Here is an 18,549-nt window from a genome sequence, read left to right as displayed (position 1 = left end):
CACTTCGCGACCTGCCACCGAAACGGGAGACCCACTGCCGGATCAGAACGTCACCCCGCGCAACCTCCTGGGGCCGGAGTCCGGACGCACCTCGGGCGCCTCGCGCAGCCACATGCGGGCTCCGAGGACGTGGGCGCCGGTGGCGTTCACCAGAACCGGGTCCAGATCCACGTAACCGATCTCGGGGAAGGCCTCGACCAGGCGGGACACCCGGACCAGCAGCTCCTCCAAGGCCTCCACGTCGGGCTGTTCGGCCAGCGAGGTGGCGCCCGCCGGCAGTCCGAACAGCAGCGGGGCGGCCCGGACCGCGTGGATGAGGTCGGCCGCGTCCATGTCGGTCAGCGGGGCCAGCCGGAAGGAGCGGTCGTCCAACAGCTCTGCGGTGACGTCGGCCAGCCCGAAGGAGACCACCGAACCGAAGGAGCGGTTGTCGCCGGCGCGCACCACCGTGGGCACGCCCGGGGCCGCCATCCGCTGCACCACCAGCTCGGCTTCGCCGCCGAAGCGGTCGTACAGGGACAGGTAGGCGCTGCGCACGTCGTCGGGGGTGCGCAGGTCGGCGCGGACGAACGTGCCTCCGGCGCGGACCCGCAGGTCGGGGGCGTCGGCCTTGACCACCGCCGGGTAGCCCAGCTCTCCGGCGGCGACCACGGCCTCGTCGGCCGAGTGGACCCGGATATCGGGGTAGGCGGCGATGCCGTAGCAGGACAGCAGCTCGTGCGTGTCCTCGTTGGAGATCGCCGTCTCCTCGTCGTAGCGGCGTTCGCCGCCGAACCAGGCGACCTCGTCCTTGGCCGCGTCGGCCTTGGACAGGGCCCGGGAGACGACGGAGCGGGCGCGGGCGCCGTCGATGTCGGGCAGTTCGGGATGGCGACCGGGCTTGCGGTCGCGCCACTGGGCGTAGCGGGTGGCGTGGGCCAGGGCGCGCACCGCGTCCTCGGGCGCCGGGTAGGAGGGCACCGAGCCGGGCAGCGTCTGGCCGAGGTCGCCGACGTGGCGCAGTTCCTCGGGCAGCCCCTGGCGTGCCAGGTAGGTGGCGACGATGGGCTTGTCCGACTCCAGGGAGCGGGCGCGCAGGACCCGGGCGACGTCGTCGCCGATCGGTTGCAGGGCCGGGACGAACACCACCACGACCGAGTGCACGTCGTCGGCGGCCAGGGCGGTCCGGAGCGCGTTGTCGAAGTCCTCGGCAGTGGCCTGCGGACCCAGGTTGACCGGTTCGTGGGGCTTGAGCCCCTGACGCACGGCGGCGTCCTTGACCAACAGTTCCAGGGAGTCGGAGTTGCCGATGACGCCCACGCGCGGCCCCGCGGGCAGCGGCTGGTAGGCGAAGAGCTGGGCGGCGTCGAACATCTGCGTGATGTCGTCCACGCGCACCACCCCGGCCTGCTGGAACAGGGAGGTGACGGCGTAGTCGGGCAGGGCGAGCCCGCCCGCGGCGTGACCGGTGGGGGTGGCCTGCGCGGAACCTCCGCTGCGCACCGCCACGACCGGCTTCTGCTTGGCCAGACGCCGGGCCAGCCGGGTGAACTTGCGCGGGTTGCCCAGGGACTCCAGGTACTGGAGCACGACCTTGGTGGAGGGGTCCTCCTGCCAGTACTGCATGAGGTCGTTGCCGGAGACGTCGGCGCGGTTGCCCGCGGAGACGAAGGTCGACAGCCCCATCCCGCGTTCGGCGACCCGCTGGAGGATCGCCCGGCCCAGGGCACCGGACTGGGAGAAGAAGCCGATCGGCCCGGGGGCGGGCAGGTCCGGGGAGAGGGTGGCGTTGAGGGAGATCGCGGGATCGGTGTTGGCCACGCCCAGACAGTTGGGGCCCACCACGCGCATCCCCGCGGCACGGGCCGTGCGCACCAGCTCGTCCTGGCGGGCCCGACCCTCGGGGCCGATCTCACCGAAGCCCGAACTGACCACGACCAGACCGTGCACCCCCTTCTCCGCGCACTGCTCGACCACGTCGACGACCATGTCGGCGCGGACCGCCACCACCGCCAGATCGACCTGGTCGGGGACGTCCAGGATGGAGGGGTAGGCCCGCACGCCCACGACGGCCTTGGCCTCGGGGTGGACCGGGTAGACCGGCCCCTGGAACTCGCCGTTCAGAAGGTTGCGCAGCGCCGTCTGCCCGATGGTGTGGGCGGTGCGGCTGGCCCCGATGACCGCCACCGACTCGGGGAAGAGCAGGCGGGCTATGGACCGGGACTCGGCCCGCTGCTCACGGGCCCGCATGACCTCCTGGGAGCCGTCCGTGGGCTGAAGGTCCAGGGTCAGCCGGATGACGCCCTCGTCGAAGGTCTGCTGGGCCGTGTACCCGGCCTCACGGAAGACGTTGATCATCCGACGGTTCTCGGGCAGCACGTCGGCGATGAAACGGCGCATGCCGCGTTCGCGCGCGGCCGCCCCGATGTGCTCCAGCAGGACCGAGGCCAGGCCCCGACCCTGATGTCCGTCCTCCACGACGAAGGCGACCTCCGCCTCCTCCGGGGCGACCTTGTCGTAGCGCACCACGGCGACCAGGGAGTCGGAGATGGTGGCGACCAGGGCCACACGGTCCTCGTAGTCGACCGTGGTGAAACGTTGGACGTCACGGTCGGAGAGTTTGGGGTAGGGCGCGAAGAACCGGTAGTAGATGGTCTCCGGCGAGAGCCTGGAGTGGAACTCGCGCAGCAGGTCGGCGTCGTCAGGGGTGATGGGGCGCAGGTGCGCGGTGCCTCCGTCGGTCAGAACGACGTCGGCTTCCCAGTGGTTCGGGTAGGACTGCACGACTGTGAGACTAGACGACAAACGGCCGAATCCGGAGAAAGTCCATGCGGTCCGTCTGAAATCACCGCCCCACGGCCGGTTCGTGGGCGCCGGTTCCGCCCGACTCCGCATACTCTGTTCCAGTGGGTCCCAGGACCCGACGGCGCCGACGTTCCCGCGTACCGGAGCGCTGTCACTTCGTTACCCGACCCTGATCGTTCACCTGTTAACGTCGGGCGGGCACAGGTTCTCAACGCTCGGTGGTGGCTGGCGAAAATGACACGAGTGGTCGTGATCGGTGATCTGATGACCGACGCAGTCGCGCGCGCATTCCACCCGTTGGCCCGGGGCAGTGACACCCCCGCCTCGGTGGTCATGTACGGCGGCGGTTCGGGGGCCAACATCGCCTCTTGGCTGGCGGTCGAGGGCACCGAGACGACGTTCGTGGGTCGCCGCGGCTCCGACATCACCGGCCGTACGCGTGAGATGGAGCTCATGGGCTACGGCCTGGACTCGCGCATGGTCATGGACCCCGAGCGCCCGACCGGCACCTGCGTCGTCATGATCACGCACAGGGGCGACCGGACGATGCTCAGCGACCCCGGGGCCAACGCCAGGCTCCAGCCCGAGGACCTGCCCCGAGACGTCTTCTCCTCCGACGGCCACCTCCACGTGTCCGGCTACACCCTGATCAACTCCGACTCGCGCCGCGCGGCCCGGGTGGCCCTGCGCATGGCCCGCGAGAGCGGCATGTCCATCTCGGTGGACGGTGGTTCGCACGCCCCGCTGGAACGCGCCGGCGCGGAGAACTTCCTGGACTGGACCGAGGGCGCCCGTCTGCTCTTCGTCAACGTCGACCAGGCCCGGGTGCTGACCGGCCGCGACGACGCCGAGGCCGCCGCCAAGGTGTTGACCGCCTGGTTCCCCAACGTCGTCATCAAGCTCGGCGGGGAGGGCGGACTGTGGGCCTCCAAGACCCGTGAGGACTGTGTGACCGCCCCGGCCGAACCGGTGGATCCGTCCCCGGGTTCGGTGGGCGCCGGCGACGCCTTCATCGCCGGGTTCCTGCCCGCGTGGCTGGCGGGCCGCCACCCCAAAGAGGCCCTGGGCCGGGCCAGCAGGCTGGCCGCCCGCGCCCTGCACCAGCCCGGTGCCCGTCCCGACCTGGGCGAGGGGCAGCCGGTGCGCCGTGGCGCCCCCAGGGGCCAGCGCCTGCGCTGACACGTTCTTCGCGGGGCCCGTGGTCGACGACCACGGGCCCCGCTCTCGTCCTCGGGCGGGGAGCGCCTCGGGCACCGGAGCCGGAGCCCGAGGCCGGCGGATCAGCCGCCGGTGGTGGCCAGGGTGAGCGGCAGGACCCGTGGCGCCCCGGCCTTGCGCAGCAGTGCCGCGCCCACGGTCAGGCTCCATCCGCTGTCGACCATGTCGTCCACCAGCAGCAGCGGGCCCGGACGGGTGCGCTGCGACTCGGCCACCCTCTCCTGGAGTTCGGGGTCGGCCACCAGCTCCGAGTACACCTGTTCCAGGCGCATCGCGCTGTTGTGCCGCCGGGTGCCCGGGCCGCGGCCGGTGCGGTAGGAGAGCGAGCCCAGCGGGGTGAGCCTGCCCAACGAGGAGAGCCGGGACGCCAGGTCGGCGACCAGGGTCGGCCTGGTGAGCGAGGGCATCGCCACCACGCCCACGGGGCGCTCCTCCCAGTTCCAGGAGGCCAGTACCCGCACCACGCCCTGGAGCACACGTTCGTCCACCGGGGCGTCCGGCGCGTCCTCGGCGAGCACACGGCGCAGCTCGGTCCCCCAGCCGATGTCGGTGAGACGGCCCAGGGCCCGCCCCTCGTCGGCGCGCAGCTCGGGCGGGATCTTTCCGGACAGACGTACGCCGAGGGTGTCCATGCCGGTCGGCCACTGGCGTCGGGGGGCGATCGGCGTTCCGGGCCGGTCCAGGTGGTCGGTGGCGGCCTCGCGCCGGCCCGCGTCCACCTCGGTGGGCCAGTACCGCCCGGTGCACACGTCGCAGCGTCCGCAGGCCACGGCCTCGGGGTCGTCGAGCTGACGGCGGAGGAACTCCATCCGGCAGGTGTCGGTGGCGATGTAGTCGAGCATGGCCCGCTGTTCGCGCTCGCGCGCGGCGGCGACCTGCGCGTAGCGTGCGGAGTCGTAGGTCCACGGCCGCCCGGTGGCGATCCAGCCACCGCGCACCCGGCGCACCGCCCCGTCCACGTCCAGCACCTTGAGCATCTGTTCCAGCCGGGTGCGGCGCAGGTCCACCCGGGTCTCCAGGTGGGCCGGGGAGAGCGGCCCCTCTGCCTCGGCGAGCACGTCGAGGGTGCGGCGGACGGTCTCCTCCGGCGGGAAGGACAGCCCGGCGAAGTACTCCCAGATCTGCACGTCCTCGCGGCCCGGGAGCAGGATCACCTCGGCCCGTTCGACGCCACGTCCGGCACGGCCGACCTGCTGGTAGTAGGAGATCGGCGACTGCGGCGCGCCCAGGTGGGCGACGAAGCCGAGGTCGGGCTTGTCGAAGCCCATGCCCAGGGCGCTGGTGGCCACGAGCGCCTTGACCCGATTGCCCAGGAGAGCGTCCTCGGCCGCCCGGCGTTCGTCGGGGTCGGTCTGGCCGGTGTAGGCGAGGACCTCCACACCCTGCTCGTTCAGGAAGCGGGCGGTCTCCTGGGCGGCGGAGACGGTGAGCGTGTACACGATGCCCGAACCGGGGATCTCGGGCAGGTGTTCGGCCAGCCAGCCGAGCCTGGAGGTGGCGTCGGGCAGCTCGACCACGCTCAGGCGCAGGCTCTCGCGCTCCAGGGTGCCGCGCAGGACCAGGGTGTCGGCCCGATCGTCCCCGGCCTGGAGCTGTTCGGCGACGTCGTGGGTGACGCGTTCGTTGGCGGTGGCGGTGGTGGCCAGCACCGGGACACCGTCGGGCAGGTCGTGCAGCAGGGAGCGGATCCGGCGGTAGTCCGGACGGAAGTCGTGTCCCCAGTCGGAGACGCAGTGCGCCTCGTCGATCACGACCAGCCCGGCCCCGGCGGCGAGTTCGGGCAGCACCCGGTCGCGGAACTCCGGGTTGTTGAGCCGTTCGGGGCTGACCAGAAGCACGTCGACCCGGCCTTGGGCGACCTCGGCGTAGGTCTCCTCCCAGGCCGTGGTGTTGGAGCTGTTGATGGTGCGTGCGTGGATGCCGGCCCGTTCGGCGGCGGCGATCTGGTTGCGCATCAGGGCCAGGAGCGGGGAGACGATGACGGTGGGCCCGGCCCCCTCGGCGCGACGCAGGGCGGTGGCCACGAAGTACACCGCCGACTTGCCCCAGCCGGTGCGTTGGACGACCAGGGCCCGGCGTCGTTCGGCGACCAGGGCGTGGATGGCGGTCCACTGGTCCTCGCGCAGCCGGGCGCCGTCCCCCGCCAGGGCTCGGAGGTGTTCCTCGGCGCGTTCGCGCAGGGCGCCGAGATCGGTGGTGAGGTCCGTGGGAGTGGCCATGTCCTCTTTGGTACCAGAGACGGAGGGGCCCAGGCGCCTGTCCACAGGGACGGTTCCGCCCTTTCGCCGGAGCGCCCCCGCCCCGGGCGGCCCGGTGGGTCGGCGGGGCCGGATCCGAGCTTCGGGGTCACAGAACGGAAACGTTCTCGTTATGTGCCATTGCATTCACACGGTGTGACCCGAACACTTTGCGCAAGGCCCCGTCTTCTGCGAATGGGAGCGCTCCCGCTCCCTTTCGCCTCCCGCTGAGAAGCACGAAAGGCACACGATATGAAACCCCTCTCCCCCGCTCGATACGCCCACCGACGCCCGCGGTCCCGCGGAGGCGGACTCGGTCTGTTCGCCGCGGCCACGGCGCTCGTGATGGGCGGCTCCGCCCTCGCGCTCACCGGTTCGGGGGCGGACGACGCCGCCCCCGTCTCCGCCGAGGGATCCACCGAGGTCCCCGTGGGTTCCGGCGGCTACACGACCGTCCTTCCCGAAGGACGCTCCGGCCCCTCCGACCTCGACGGCGCCCCGGTCTCCCCCAAGGTCACCGACGACTTCGAGGGCCCCGCCCCCACCAACGAGTGGTGGTCCTCGCTGATCTTCCAGCGCTACCCGGACAACCCCTACGGCGAGAACCTGTTCGCCCACCCGCTCAACTTCCTGCCCCACTCCGGCGGCCTGGACATGGGGCACTCCGATACGCCCACCCTCGTCGGCGACGACCTCAAGTACGAGTACACCGCCGCCTCCGACCTCACCCTGGGCGTGACCGGCCTGGACTCCCCCGACACCCGCACCGCCGACCACGGCGACTGGACCGTCACCGCCCACTGGGAGGGCGGCGGCCCGACCCTGCGCGTCACCCTCGGCCAAGGGCTGCCGTTCGCCTACGCCGAGACCTCCGGAGCGGACGCCCGGGTGACCTTCGACGGCGCACCCGAGGTCTGGCACGAGGACGGCTCGACCGTCGGAGTCACCGTCAACGGCCGCCACTACGCCCTGTTCTCGCCCTCGGACGCCCCCTGGACCCTGGAGGGCGACACCCTCACCGCCGCCACCGGGGACGAGGGGTACTACTCCGCGGCGCTCCTGCCCTCCCCCGACGACCTGGACCGTTTCGCCCCCTACGCCCACTCCTTCGTCACCGGCTCCGTGGTGGAGTACGACTACGACGAGTCGGCCGCCACCCTGACCAGCACCTACCGGTTGGAGACCGAGGCGCGCGAGGGCGAGGAGACCGGCACCCTCATGGCGCTCTACCCGCACCAGTGGGAGAACGCCACAGGAGACCTCACCGACCTGACCTACGCCTCGCCCCGAGGCGAGATGCGGGTGTCGGAGGGGGCGTCCTTCACCACCGCGCTCACCACCCAGGGCATCATGCCCTCGCTGCCCACCGTCGACGAGGCCGACCACGACCGGATGGCCGCGCTGATCGACGAGGTCCTGGCCGAGGAGGAGCTCTTCCCCGAACCCGGCGACACCTACTGGGACGGCAAGGCCATGGGCCGCCTGGCCCAGCTCGTGCCCATCGCCGACTCGATCGGGCGCACCGAGGCCCGTGACGAACTCCTGGGCCTGGTCAAGGGCCGTCTGGAGGACTGGCTGACCGTCGGGGGCGCCCGCCAGTTCCACCACGACGCCGAATGGGGCGCCATGCTCGGTTTCCCCGACAGCTTCGGGGCCGCAACGGAACTCAACGACCACGACTTCCACTACGGCTACTTCGTCTCGGCGGCGGCCATGGTCGCCCGCTACGACGCCGAGTGGGCCGACGAGGACGCCTGGGGCGGCATGATCCGCCTGCTCATCGAGGACGTGGCCGGGACCGACCCCGACAGCGAGATGTTCCCCCGTCTGCGCTCCTTCTCGCCCTACGCCGGACACGGCTGGGCCTCCGGTCACGCCGGCTTCGCCTCCGGCAACAACCAGGAGTCCTCCTCCGAGGGCATGCACTTCGCCGCCGCCACCGCCCACTTCGGCGCGTTGACGGGAGACGAGGAACTGCGCGACCTCGGCGTCTACCTGCACACCACCCAGGCCTCCACCGTCGCCCGCTACTGGCAGAACCAGGGCGGCGGCACCTTCCCGGAGGAGTACCCCGAGGACGTGGTCGGCATGGTCTGGGGCGACGGCGGCGACTACCGGATCTGGTGGGACGGCGGCCACGAGGAGCACTACGGCATCAACTACCTGCCCATCACCGCGGGCTCCCTGTACCTGGGCCACGACCCCGAGCACGCCGGGGCGGTCTACGACTCCCTGGTCGACAAGATCGGTGGCGAGCCGGACGTGTGGCGCGACATCCACTGGGCCCACCGCGCCCTCTCCGACGGCGATGACGCCCTGAGGATGTTCGAGGAGCAGTGGGACACCTACGAGCCGGAGGCCGGCGGTTCCGTGCCGCACACCTACCAGTGGGTCTCCACGCTCGCCGCGTTCGGGACCGTGGACGTGTCCGTCACCGCCGACACCGCGCACTACGCGGTCTTCGACAAGGAGGGTGAGCGCACCTACACGGCGTTCAACCCCGCCTCGGAGGCGCTCACCGTCACCTTCTCCGACGGCACCTCCCTGGAGGTCCCCGCGCGTCAGGTCGCCGTGACGAACTGACCGAACCGATCCGAGCGTCCCCGCCCCGTGCCCCGGGCGGGGACGCTCTCCCGTCGTTCCCGAGGCCGACCGAGGGGCCGACACACCGGTCGGAGACGTCCACCCCACCCTGTTCCGGACGCGGTGGATCCCGCCCGGAACAGGGGCGGAACCCGGGTGCCGCGCGGCTCACACACGCCCGACCGCTCATCCGTGTACGTTTCAGTCACCGGGGCACGCCAGAATTACGGACATGGCCCGTACTACTTCCCGTCCCCCTGAGGATCTCGCCGAGAAGATCATCGACATCGACGTCTCCGAGGAGATGCGCGGCAGCTTCCTGGAATACGCGTACTCGGTGATCTACCAACGCGCTCTTCCCGACGCCCGGGACGGCATGAAACCCGTCCAACGGCGGATCCTCTATCAGATGAACGAGATGGGTCTGCGGCCCGACCGCGGACACGTCAAATGCGCCCGTGTGGTCGGGGAGGTGATGGGCCGCCTCCACCCCCATGGCGACTCGGCCATCTACGACGCCCTGGTGCGCCTCAGCCAGCCCTTCGCCATGCGCGTGCCGCTGGTGGACGGTCACGGCAACTTCGGTTCGCTCGGCGGCGACGACGCCCCCGCCGCCATGCGTTACACCGAGGCCCGCCTGGACAGCGCCGCCGAGCTGCTGGTCTCCTCCATCGACGAGGACGTCGTCGACTTCAAGCCCAACTACGACGGTCAGGAGACCGAGCCGGAGGTCCTGCCCGCGGCCTTCCCCAACCTCCTGGTCAACGGCGCCTCCGGTATCGCCGTGGGCATGGCCACCAACATGGCCCCGCACAACCTGGGCGAGGTGATCGCGGCCGCCCGGCACCTGATCGCCAACCCCGACGCCACCCTGGAGGAGCTCACCGAGTTCGTCCCGGGCCCGGACCTGCCCACCGGCGGCACCATCATGGGGCTGGACGGCGTCCGCGACGCCTACCGCAAGGGTCGCGGCACCTTCAAGACCCGGGCGACCGTGTCGATCGAGAAGGTCTCCGCCCGGCGCACCGGCCTGGTCATCACCGAGCTGCCCTACAGCGTCGGCCCCGAGAAGGTCGTCAGCCGCATCAAGGAGCTGGTGCAGTCCAAGAAGCTCCAGGGCATCTCCGACCTGAAGGACCTCACCGACCGCAACCAGGGCCTGCGGCTGGTCATCGAGCTCAAGAACGGCTTCAACCCCGAGGCCGTGCTGGAGGAGCTCTACCGCCTCACGCCGATGGAGGAGTCCTTCGGCATCAACAACGTGGCGCTGGTCGACGGCCAGCCCCAGACCCTGGGGCTGCGCGAGCTCCTCCAGGTCTACGTCGACCACCGTCTGAACGTGGTGCGCCGCCGCAGCGAGTACCGCCGCAAGAAGCGTCGGGAACGGCTCCACCTGGTCGACGGCCTGCTCATGGCGCTGCTCGACATCGACCGCGTGATCGCCCTCATCCGCGAGGCCGACGACACCGCCGCCGCGCGCGAGGCCCTCATGGGCGCCTACGACATGTCGGAGATCCAGGCGCGCTACATCCTCGACACCCCGCTGCGCCGCCTCACCCGGTTCGACCGGCTGGAGTTGGAGACCGAGCGGGACCGGCTCAACCAGGAGATCGACGACCTCACCTCGATCCTGGAGTCCGACAAGAAGCTCCGTCGGGTCGTGTCCAAGGAGCTCAACGAGGTCTCCAAGAAGTACGCGACGCCTCGCCGGACGCGTCTGCGCGAGAGCGACGGCGCCGCCCGCGCCGCGGTGATCCCGCTGGAGATGGCCGACCAGCCCTGCCACGTGGTGTTCGGTGTGGACGGGCACATCGCCCGTACCAAGGGCGCCGCCCTGCCGCGTCCCCACGAGGGTCTGCGCGTGCCGCACGACGCGATCCACGTCTCGGTGCCGACCACCTCGCGTTCCGACGTCGGCCTGGTCACCGATCTGGGCCGGATGATCCGTGTCCCGGTCGTGGAACTGCCGGAGCTGCCCGAACCGTCGGCGGAGGAGGAGCAGGAGCGCCCGCCCCTGGCCTCGGGCCTGGACGTGGGCGAGTTCGTCCAGCTCGACGAGGGCGAGTCGGTGGTCACCGTGGTGTCGATGGACGCCCACGGCCCCGGTTTCGTCGTGGGCACCCGGGGCGGTGTGGTCAAGCGGGTCTCCCCGGACTATCCGCCCAACAAAGACGACTTCGAGATCATCACGCTCAAGGACGACGACCGCGTCATCGGGGCGACCCAGCTGTCCACCGGTGAGGAGGACCTCGCCTTCGTCACCTCCGAGGCGCAGTTGCTGCGCTTCTCCGCCGGCACCGTACGTCCCCAGGGCCGCCCCGCCACGGGGGTGGCCGGTGTACGTCTGGCCGAGGACGCCCACGTACTGTGGTTCGGTGCGGTTCCGAGCCCTGGAGATTCGGTCGTGGTGACCGTCTCCGGTGACAGCACCGCCCTGGCCGGTACGCAGGCCGGGTCGGCCAAGGTCACCCCGTTCGAGGCCTACCCCACCAAGGGACGGGCCACGGGCGGTGTGCGCTGTCACCGCTATCTCAAGGGCGAGGACACCCTGTTGTTCGCGTGGGTGGGACGCTCCCCCGCCCGGGCCTCGCGTGCCGACGGCAAGCCGGTCCGGCTGCCCGACCCCAGCGAGCGCCGCGACGGTTCGGGCGAGGCACTGCCGCGTGCCATCACCACCGTCGGCACCGGACAGACCGACAGCGGGATCACGGCCCCCGACAAGGGCGCCTGAGACGAGGGAGAAGAACCATCATGAGCTCGAACGAGAACGGCACCGTCCCCCCAGGGGCCTTCGACGACGTGTTCGAGGCCAACGCCTCCTACGCCGAGACCTACTCGCTGGCCGGCCTCAAGCCCGTGGCCGCCCGCGGTCTGGCCCTGGTGACGTGCATGGACTCGCGCATCGAGCCGTTGCAGATGCTGGGCCTCAAGCCCGGTGACGCCAAGATCCTGCGGAACGCGGGCGCCCGGGTCACGGACGACACCCTGCGCACCCTGGTCCTGGCGGTGTACCTGCTGGGCGTGGACCGTGTGCTGATCCTGCCGCACACCAACTGCAAGATGGCCTCGGTCCCGGGCGACGACACCGTGCACGACCTCATCCAGGAGGAGTACGGCGTGGACACCCGCAGCCTGGAATTCCACACCAACGACGACCAGTTGGGCGCGCTCGCCCACGACCTGGAGCGGATCCGTCACCACCCGCTGCTTCCCGCGGGTCTGCCGGTGACCGGCGCCATCTACGACGTGGACACCGGACGGGTCGCCCCGACCGGTCTGTGAGCGTGCTCCGGGCGCCCTGAGGTGTCGAGACGGACGGGGCCGGGGATCATTCCGGTGGGCGTGGGATCACGGCCGCCTCCCGGTACGGCCCCGCCCGTCTCGTCCTCCGCCCGGGGAACACGGTCACCTCGGCGACCGTTGTCCCCGAACGGTGTGACACGTCGAGAGGAGCACCGTGGAAGAGAGCACCTACGACACCTACAACCAGGCCCGCATCTACCTGGAGTTGGGCGACCCGATCTACGCCGCCCGCATCCTGGCCCCCGTGGTCGAGAACGAGCCCGGCAGCCGCTCCCTGTTGGAGCTCCTGGGGCGCGCCTACTTCCTCTCCGCCCAGCTCCACCGGGCCGAGGCGACCTTCCGGTCCCTGATCGAACTGGATCCGGTGGACCACTGGGCGCACATCGCGCTCGCCCGCACCCTGGAACGCCAGAGCCGCCACGAGGAGGCGGCGACCTACCGAAGGATGTACGCCGTGATGTCCGGGGGCTCCCTGGACTGACCGGGGCCGTCCGGGGCCGGAACCCGAGGGCCCGGCCCCTCTCCCCCGGCGGGGGCGTTACCCTGCGGTCATGGCTCCCACATCCGACCGCCCCGGACCCGACTCAGCGTGGGTCGACCGTTCCTCGAACCCCGCGCGCGCGTGGGCCGACGAGGCGGTGCGCAAGGTGATCGCCGACGACACCCGTTCGGCCGACACCCACCTGCACGTGTTCCCCCTCCCCCCGGAGTGGGGGATCGACCTGTACCTGAAGGACGAGTCGGTCCATCCCACCGGCAGTCTGAAGCACCGTCTGGCCCGGTCCCTGTTCCTGTACGGGCTGGCCAACGGTTGGATCACCGAGCACACCACGATCGTGGAGGCCAGTTCGGGGTCGACGGCGGTCTCCGAGGCCTACTTCGCCCGTCTCCTGGGCCTGGACTTCATCACGGTGGTCCCGCGCAGGACCAGCCCGGAGAAGATCGCGCTGATCGAGCGCCACGGGGGCCGTTGTCATTTCGTGGACCACCCGCCCGAGATGTACTCCGAGGCCGAGCGGCTGGCGGCCGAGACCGGCGGCCACTACATGGACCAGTTCACCTACGCCGAGCGGGCCACCGACTGGCGGGGGAACAACAACATCGCCGAGTCGATCTTCCAGCAGCTGGAGATGGAGCGGCACCCCTGCCCGGACTGGATCGTGGTGGGGGCGGGCACCGGCGGCACGTCGGCGACCATCGGTCGTTACCTGCGCTACCGACGGCTGCACACCCGGCTGGCCGTCGTGGACCCGGAGAACTCGGCCTTCTTCCCCGGCTGGGTCACGGGGGCCTCGGACCACTCCAGCGGCATGCCGTCCCGGATCGAGGGGATCGGGCGCCCCCGGATGGAGCCGAGCTTCGTCCCCTCGGTCATCGACCTGATGATGCCGGTCCCCGACGCGGCGAGCATCGCCGCGATGCGCCACCTCAACGATCTGACCGGACGTTGCGCGGGCGGTTCCACCGGGACCAACCTGTGGGGCGTGTGGCACCTGGTCGCCCGGATGCTCCGTGAGGGACGCCGGGGCAGCGTGGTCACCCTGATCTGCGACGGCGGCGAACGCTACCAGCACAGCTACTACGACGACGCCTGGGTGTCGGAACGGGGCCTGGACCCCGCCCCCTACCGGGCGGCCATCGACCGTTTCCTCACCGAGGGCGTCTGGGAGCCGCCGGCCGGCCCCTGACCCCTGACGGGGCCGGGGCCGGGCGCGACGACTCAGGCGTCGATGCGCTCCAGGTCCAGCTCCTGGGCGCCCTCCTGGATGAACCGGCGGCGCGGGGCCACCTCGTTGCCCATCAGCAGGTTGAACACCGAGGCGGCCTCCTCGGCCTGCTCCACCCGGATACGGCGCAGGGTCCGGTAGCGCGGGTCCATGGTGGTCTCGGCCAGCTGGTCGGCGTCCATCTCGCCCAGACCCTTGTACCGCTGGACCGGCTCCTTCCAGCCGACCTTGCGCTTCTCCAGGTCGAGCAGGGTGCGCTGGAGCTCGGCGTCGGAGTAGGTGTAGATGTAGCGGTCCTCGGGCTTGGCCCCGCGCTTGCGCCGCACGTTGGTCAGCTCCACCCGGTGCAGCGGCGGGACCGCCGCGTAGACCCGGCCGGCCTCCAGCATCGGACGCATGTACCGGTAGATGAGGGTGAGCAGCAGACATCGGATGTGGGCGCCGTCCACGTCGGCGTCGGCCATGAGGATGACGCGGCCGTAGCGGGCGGCGTCCAGGTCGAAGGTGCGGCCCGAACCGGCCCCGACGACCTGGAGGATCGCGGCGCACTCGGCGTTCTTGAGCATGTCCGCGACCGAGGACTTCTGGACGTTGAGGATCTTGCCCCGGATGGGCAGGAGGGCCTGGAACTCCGAGTCCCGGGCCAGCTTGGCGGTGCCCAGCGCCGAGTCCCCCTCGACGATGAACAGCTCGCTGTGCTCCAGCCCCTCGCTGCGGCAGTCCACCAGCTTGGCGGGCAGAGCCGAGCTCTCCAGGGCGTTCTTACGCCGCTGGGTCTCGCGCTGCTGGCGGGCGGCCAGGCGGGCCTTGGCGGCGCCCACCACCTTCTCCATGACGGTGCGGGCCTTGGCCTTCTCCGTCTTCTTGGTGGAGGTGAGGAACTCGCGCAGTTCCTGGCCGACCACCTGGGAGACGATCCGGGACGCCGCGGACGTGCCGAGGATCTCCTTGGTCTGGCCCTCGAACTGGGGCTCGGGGAGGCGGACGGTGACGACCGCGGTGAGCCCCTCCTGGGTGTCGTCCTTGGTGACCGGGTCGTCGCTGTTCTTCAGCAGCTTGGTGGCGCGCAGCTGGTCGTTGATCACCCGGACCAGGGCCCGCTCGAAGCCGTTGATGTGGGTGCCGCCCTTGGGGGTGGCGATCACGTTGACGAAGGAGCGGACGGTGGTGTCGTAGCCGGTCCCCCAGCGCAGGGCGACGTCGACGTCCAGACGTCGTTGGACGTCGGCGGGCACCATGTGGCCCGACTCGTCCAGGACCGGGACGGTCTCGGTGAAGGTACCGCTGCCCTGGATACGCAGGACGTCGCTGATGGGGTCGTCGGGGGCCAGGAAGGTGCAGAACTCGCCGATCCCACCGTCGAAGTGGAAGGTCTCGGTGTAGGGCTCCTCGCCCTCGACGCTCTCGTCCCGGACGGCGATGGTCAGGCCGGGGATGAGGAAGGCGGTCTGGCGGGCCCGGTCGAGCAGGTTCTCCCGGGCGATCTCGGCGTCCTTGAGGAAGATCTGCCGGTCCGGCCAGAAGCGGATGCGGGTGCCGGTGATCTTCTTGGCGATCTTGCGGACCTGGTCCAGCCCGGAGGTGGGGGTGAACTCGGCGTCGGGGCCGGGGCCGGCGAAGCGTCCGGCGATCCCTCTGCGGAAGCTCAACGCGTGCGTGTGCCCCTGCCGGTCGACCTCGACGTCCACCCGGGCCGAGAGCGCGTTGACCACGGAGGCGCCCACGCCGTGCAGACCGCCCGTGGCGGTGTAGGAGCCGGAGCCGAACTTGCCGCCCGCGTGGAGCTTGGTCATGACCAGCTCGACACCGGACAGTCCGGACTTGGGCTCGATGTCCACGGGGATACCGCGGCCGTCGTCGCTCACGGAGACGGAGCCGTCGGGGTGCAGGGTCACGTCGATCCGGCCGCAATAGCCGCCCAGGGCCTCGTCGACGGAGTTGTCGATGATCTCCCACATGCAATGGGTGAGGCCGCGGCTGTCGGTGGACCCGATGTACATGCCCGGCCGTTTGCGCACCGCTTCGAGTCCCTCGAGGACCGACAGGTGTCGGGCGGAGTAATCCTCGGGATCGTGGACGGCTGCGGTCAAGGCGGTCACTCGGACATCTCCTGCGTCTTGAGGGCCATCGGGGCGCTGATGCGGCGTGTGCCCTTTGTACCGCGCCGCACCGACGGTTCGAGGGGGCCAGGCTACGACGGGCCGGGGGGCCGTGCCGTGGCGAGGGCCGTGGCGGGCGGGGTCGTGTCCTCCCGGGAGGCGCTCGCCTCGACGTCCGGGAGACGTCGTCTCCGGAAGCTACTGTGACCGGTCGCACAGACCGACGAATCGGCTCCGTCAGGCCCGCTCCGCGCGAGACTACCACCTCTGATGGCCGCTACCTGGATACGCCCGTTTTCCGGGGATAGTCGAGGCTTACCCCGGGGTACAACCAGGAGTGCATACGGCTTCCGGCCGGAAAGACCCCAAGGGGCACCCTCTAGGCACGGACCGGGCGGATTCCGCTGTCGGCGTACACGGAACCCGGTTGGGAACGTCTGGGTCGGGTTAGATGTTGTCAGAGGTGACTAACGCCGAGTATTGAGGATGGCGAAGTGACTGGAACCCTTGCCCCCACTCAGCCGCTGACGGCTGCCGACCGTTGCGACCGTTGTGGTGCACAGGCCTACGTCCGGGTGCTGCTGAACTCCGGCGGCGAACTCCTGTTCTGCGCGCACCACATGCGCAAGCACGACGACTCAATCCGCAAGATCGCCTCGGACATCCAGGACGAGACGAGCAAGCTCACCGAGAGCAAGAACGACAACGCGGACGAGCGTTAGCCACGACGACCAAGAGACGATGACGGCGGTCCCCGAGGGGGCCGCCGTCGTCGTGCGAAGGATCTCAGTCCGGCAGGACCCGGTTGTGGTAGCGCGAGACCTCCACGAAACCCGAACTCCGGTACAGCCCTAGCGCGGGCCCGTTGGCGGCCACCACGCACAGGTAGGCCCGGCGGGCCCCCTTGTCGTGGGCCCAGGCCAGCAGGTCGGCGAGCACGTCCCTGGCGATCCCCCGGCCTCGGGCCGCCTCGACCGTGCCCATCGAGCAGATCGCCACCGATTCCCCGTCCAGGACCGCGCAGCCGCGCCCGTCCCCGCTCTCGTGGACGCCGTAGGCCGCCGTCACCGCCCCCAGGATCCGCACCACGCCGTCGGTCCACGCGGGATCGGAACCGGCCCCGGCGAACAGCTCGATCCAGCGGTCGGTGGGCCGGTCGTGGATCCGGGTCCGGCCGGGGGCCTTCGGCCGTTCGAGCGGCTCGTGGGCGAGCACCAGGGTGGGCTCCACCCGCTCGTACCCGTGCTCGGCCAGACGGGCGTCCGTCTCCTCCTCGCCGGGCCACACCTGGACGCAGGGACGCAGCCCACGGTCCCGGTAGAACCGGGTCACCTCCGCGACGTCGGCCTCCGGGGACTCCAGCAGGGCGCAGTTGGCCCGTTTGGTGACGCCGTCGGCCAGGCCGAAGCGCCAACCGGCGCGCGTCTCGACGTGGAAGGGCGGCCAGTCCCGGGTCACGCGCGCGGCCCATGGGTGCATGTTCGTCTCCTCACGAGGGGGTGTTCTCCGGCTCTCAGAACCCTGCCGGCATCCACGCCCGGGAGGCACCCCGGGCCCTCCGTACACGACCCAGGTGTACTCAACCTCTGTGGTCGGTACACCTAGCATGGGCTCCGTCCCAGGACACACGACGTTCGGAAGAGAAACACGCATGCTCATCCTGCTCCCGCCCTCCGAGGGCAAGGCCACATCCGGCGACGGACCCCGTCTGGACGTGGACTCGCTCACCCTCCCGGGGCTGGCCCCGGCCCGGGAGCGGGTCGTCGAGGCGCTCACCGAGGTGTGCTCCGGCCCCGAGGACACCGCGCGCGAGATCCTGGGTCTCTCGGTCTCCCAGACCGACGCGATCAAGCGCAACCTCGACCTGGCGGTCGCGCCCACGTTGCGCGCCGCCGACCTGTACACGGGCGTCCTCTACGACCGGTTGGGGCTGCCCGACCTCCTGGCCGAGCGTGGCGAAGCGACCCGGGAACGGATCCTGGTCTTCTCCGGACTGTGGGGCGTGGTGGGGCCGGACGACCACCTGCCGCCCTACCGTCTGTCCATGGGGGTACGACTGCCGTCCCTGGGCGGGTTGGGGGCCTACTGGCGCAAGGCGCTGACCGGCCCCCTGAACGAGCTGGTCGGAGACCGTCTGGTCGTGGACTGCCGCTCCTCCTCCTACGTCGCGGCCTACAGGCCGGCCGGGGAGGTCGCGGAACGGAGCGTGGCCGTGCGCGTCCTTCGGGAGAAGGAGGTCGACGGAGAGCTCCGACGCTCGGTGGTCAGCCACATGGCCAAGGCCACCCGCGGCGACATCGCCCGGGTCCTGGTCCGGGAGGGCGTTGAGGCGCGCACCCCGGAGGAGCTGGTCGCGGCGCTGCGGGACCTGGGGCACACCGTGGAACTCCAGGAGACGGGCGGGCCGGGCAAAGCCCGCACGATGGACGTCGTCGTACGCGACTGAGTCCGCGGCGAGGCCCCTCACGAACAGGGAGATCGTGCCCGTAAAGCGGATCAGGGCGACTTTATGCCACACCTACAGAGCGTCCGGCACCATGATTCGCATCGGATGGAGATCGGACTCCGTGCGGGGGTGAGAAGGTACTCGGCTCTGCA

At 70.8% G+C, this 18,549-nt stretch carries 12 protein-coding genes; 8 read left to right on the top strand and 4 right to left on the bottom strand.

The window, feature by feature from the left end:
• Window positions 1-42: 42 nt before the first annotated feature.
• Window positions 43-2,763 (bottom strand): bifunctional acetate--CoA ligase family protein/GNAT family N-acetyltransferase, encoded by a 2,721-nt coding sequence (locus TR33_RS20890; protein ID WP_014910451.1) that lies wholly within the window; start codon window positions 2,761-2,763, stop codon window positions 43-45.
• Between the two features lie 264 nt (window positions 2,764-3,027).
• Between TR33_RS20890 and TR33_RS20885 the strand changes: the two genes are divergently transcribed.
• Window positions 3,028-3,963: a carbohydrate kinase family protein gene (locus TR33_RS20885; RefSeq protein ID WP_014910637.1), complete on the top strand. Its 936-nt coding sequence runs from the start codon at window positions 3,028-3,030 to the stop codon at window positions 3,961-3,963.
• Between the two features lie 101 nt (window positions 3,964-4,064).
• Here TR33_RS20885 and TR33_RS20880 read toward each other — a convergent pair whose 3' ends face one another.
• Window positions 4,065-6,221, bottom strand: coding sequence for a RecQ family ATP-dependent DNA helicase (locus TR33_RS20880; protein ID WP_042284857.1), 2,157 nt, complete (start codon window positions 6,219-6,221; stop codon window positions 4,065-4,067).
• A gap of 270 nt (window positions 6,222-6,491) precedes the next feature.
• Here TR33_RS20880 and TR33_RS20875 point away from each other — a divergent pair, with 270 nt between their 5' ends.
• The 5 genes from TR33_RS20875 to cds1 all read left to right on the top strand — a co-directional run bounded on the left by TR33_RS20875 (window position 6,492) and on the right by cds1 (window position 13,813).
• Entirely contained in the window at window positions 6,492-8,822 is a 2,331-nt protein-coding gene (locus tag TR33_RS20875; protein ID WP_042284855.1) for a glycosyl hydrolase, read from the top strand.
• 232 nt (window positions 8,823-9,054) lie between these two features.
• Window positions 9,055-11,553, top strand: a complete 2,499-nt coding sequence (locus TR33_RS20870) for a DNA gyrase/topoisomerase IV subunit A (protein ID WP_042284853.1) — start codon at window positions 9,055-9,057, stop codon at window positions 11,551-11,553.
• 20 nt (window positions 11,554-11,573) lie between these two features.
• Window positions 11,574-12,104, top strand: a complete 531-nt coding sequence (locus TR33_RS20865) for a beta-class carbonic anhydrase (RefSeq protein ID WP_014912508.1) — start codon at window positions 11,574-11,576, stop codon at window positions 12,102-12,104.
• A 175-nt stretch (window positions 12,105-12,279) separates the two neighbouring features.
• A complete protein-coding gene (locus TR33_RS20860) occupies window positions 12,280-12,606 on the top strand; it encodes a tetratricopeptide repeat protein (RefSeq protein WP_014910171.1) in 327 nt (108 codons plus the stop codon).
• A 70-nt stretch (window positions 12,607-12,676) separates the two neighbouring features.
• Entirely contained in the window at window positions 12,677-13,813 is a 1,137-nt protein-coding gene (gene cds1, locus TR33_RS20855) for an L-cysteine desulfhydrase Cds1 (protein ID WP_042284851.1), read from the top strand.
• Between the two features lie 32 nt (window positions 13,814-13,845).
• Here the strand turns inward: cds1 and TR33_RS20850 are convergent, their stop codons facing one another.
• Entirely contained in the window at window positions 13,846-15,951 is a 2,106-nt protein-coding gene (locus tag TR33_RS20850; RefSeq protein WP_017533833.1) for a DNA gyrase/topoisomerase IV subunit B, read from the bottom strand.
• Between the two features lie 494 nt (window positions 15,952-16,445).
• On the opposite strand from TR33_RS20850, the gene TR33_RS20845 reads away from it, so the two are divergent.
• Window positions 16,446-16,673, top strand: a complete 228-nt coding sequence (locus TR33_RS20845; protein ID WP_026124873.1) for a DUF7455 domain-containing protein — start codon at window positions 16,446-16,448, stop codon at window positions 16,671-16,673.
• 64 nt (window positions 16,674-16,737) lie between these two features.
• On the opposite strand, the gene TR33_RS20840 is transcribed toward TR33_RS20845, so the two are convergent.
• Window positions 16,738-17,430, bottom strand: coding sequence for a GNAT family N-acetyltransferase (locus TR33_RS20840; RefSeq protein ID WP_026124872.1), 693 nt, complete (start codon window positions 17,428-17,430; stop codon window positions 16,738-16,740).
• 172 nt (window positions 17,431-17,602) lie between these two features.
• Here TR33_RS20840 and yaaA point away from each other — a divergent pair, with 172 nt between their 5' ends.
• Window positions 17,603-18,397, top strand: a complete 795-nt coding sequence (gene yaaA / locus TR33_RS20835) for a peroxide stress protein YaaA (RefSeq protein WP_017533831.1) — start codon at window positions 17,603-17,605, stop codon at window positions 18,395-18,397.
• Window positions 18,398-18,549: the final 152 nt, after the last annotated feature.

Origin of the sequence: Nocardiopsis alba (assembly GCF_000710955.1) — a bacterium.
GTDB lineage: Bacteria > Actinomycetota > Actinomycetes > Streptosporangiales > Streptosporangiaceae > Nocardiopsis > Nocardiopsis alba.
This window is presented reverse-complemented; position numbering and strand designations above follow the sequence as displayed.

Coding starts and splice junctions, on each gene's coding strand:
- TR33_RS20880 (WP_042284857.1), bottom strand. CDS start 6,221: ATGGCCACTCCCACGGACCTCACCACCGATCTCGGCGCCCTGCGCGAA.
- TR33_RS20875 (WP_042284855.1), top strand. CDS start 6,492: ATGAAACCCCTCTCCCCCGCTCGATACGCCCACCGACGCCCGCGGTCC.
- TR33_RS20870 (WP_042284853.1), top strand. CDS start 9,055: ATGGCCCGTACTACTTCCCGTCCCCCTGAGGATCTCGCCGAGAAGATC.
- TR33_RS20865 (WP_014912508.1), top strand. CDS start 11,574: ATGAGCTCGAACGAGAACGGCACCGTCCCCCCAGGGGCCTTCGACGAC.
- cds1 (WP_042284851.1), top strand. CDS start 12,677: ATGGCTCCCACATCCGACCGCCCCGGACCCGACTCAGCGTGGGTCGAC.
- TR33_RS20840 (WP_026124872.1), bottom strand. CDS start 17,430: ATGCACCCATGGGCCGCGCGCGTGACCCGGGACTGGCCGCCCTTCCAC.
- yaaA (WP_017533831.1), top strand. CDS start 17,603: ATGCTCATCCTGCTCCCGCCCTCCGAGGGCAAGGCCACATCCGGCGAC.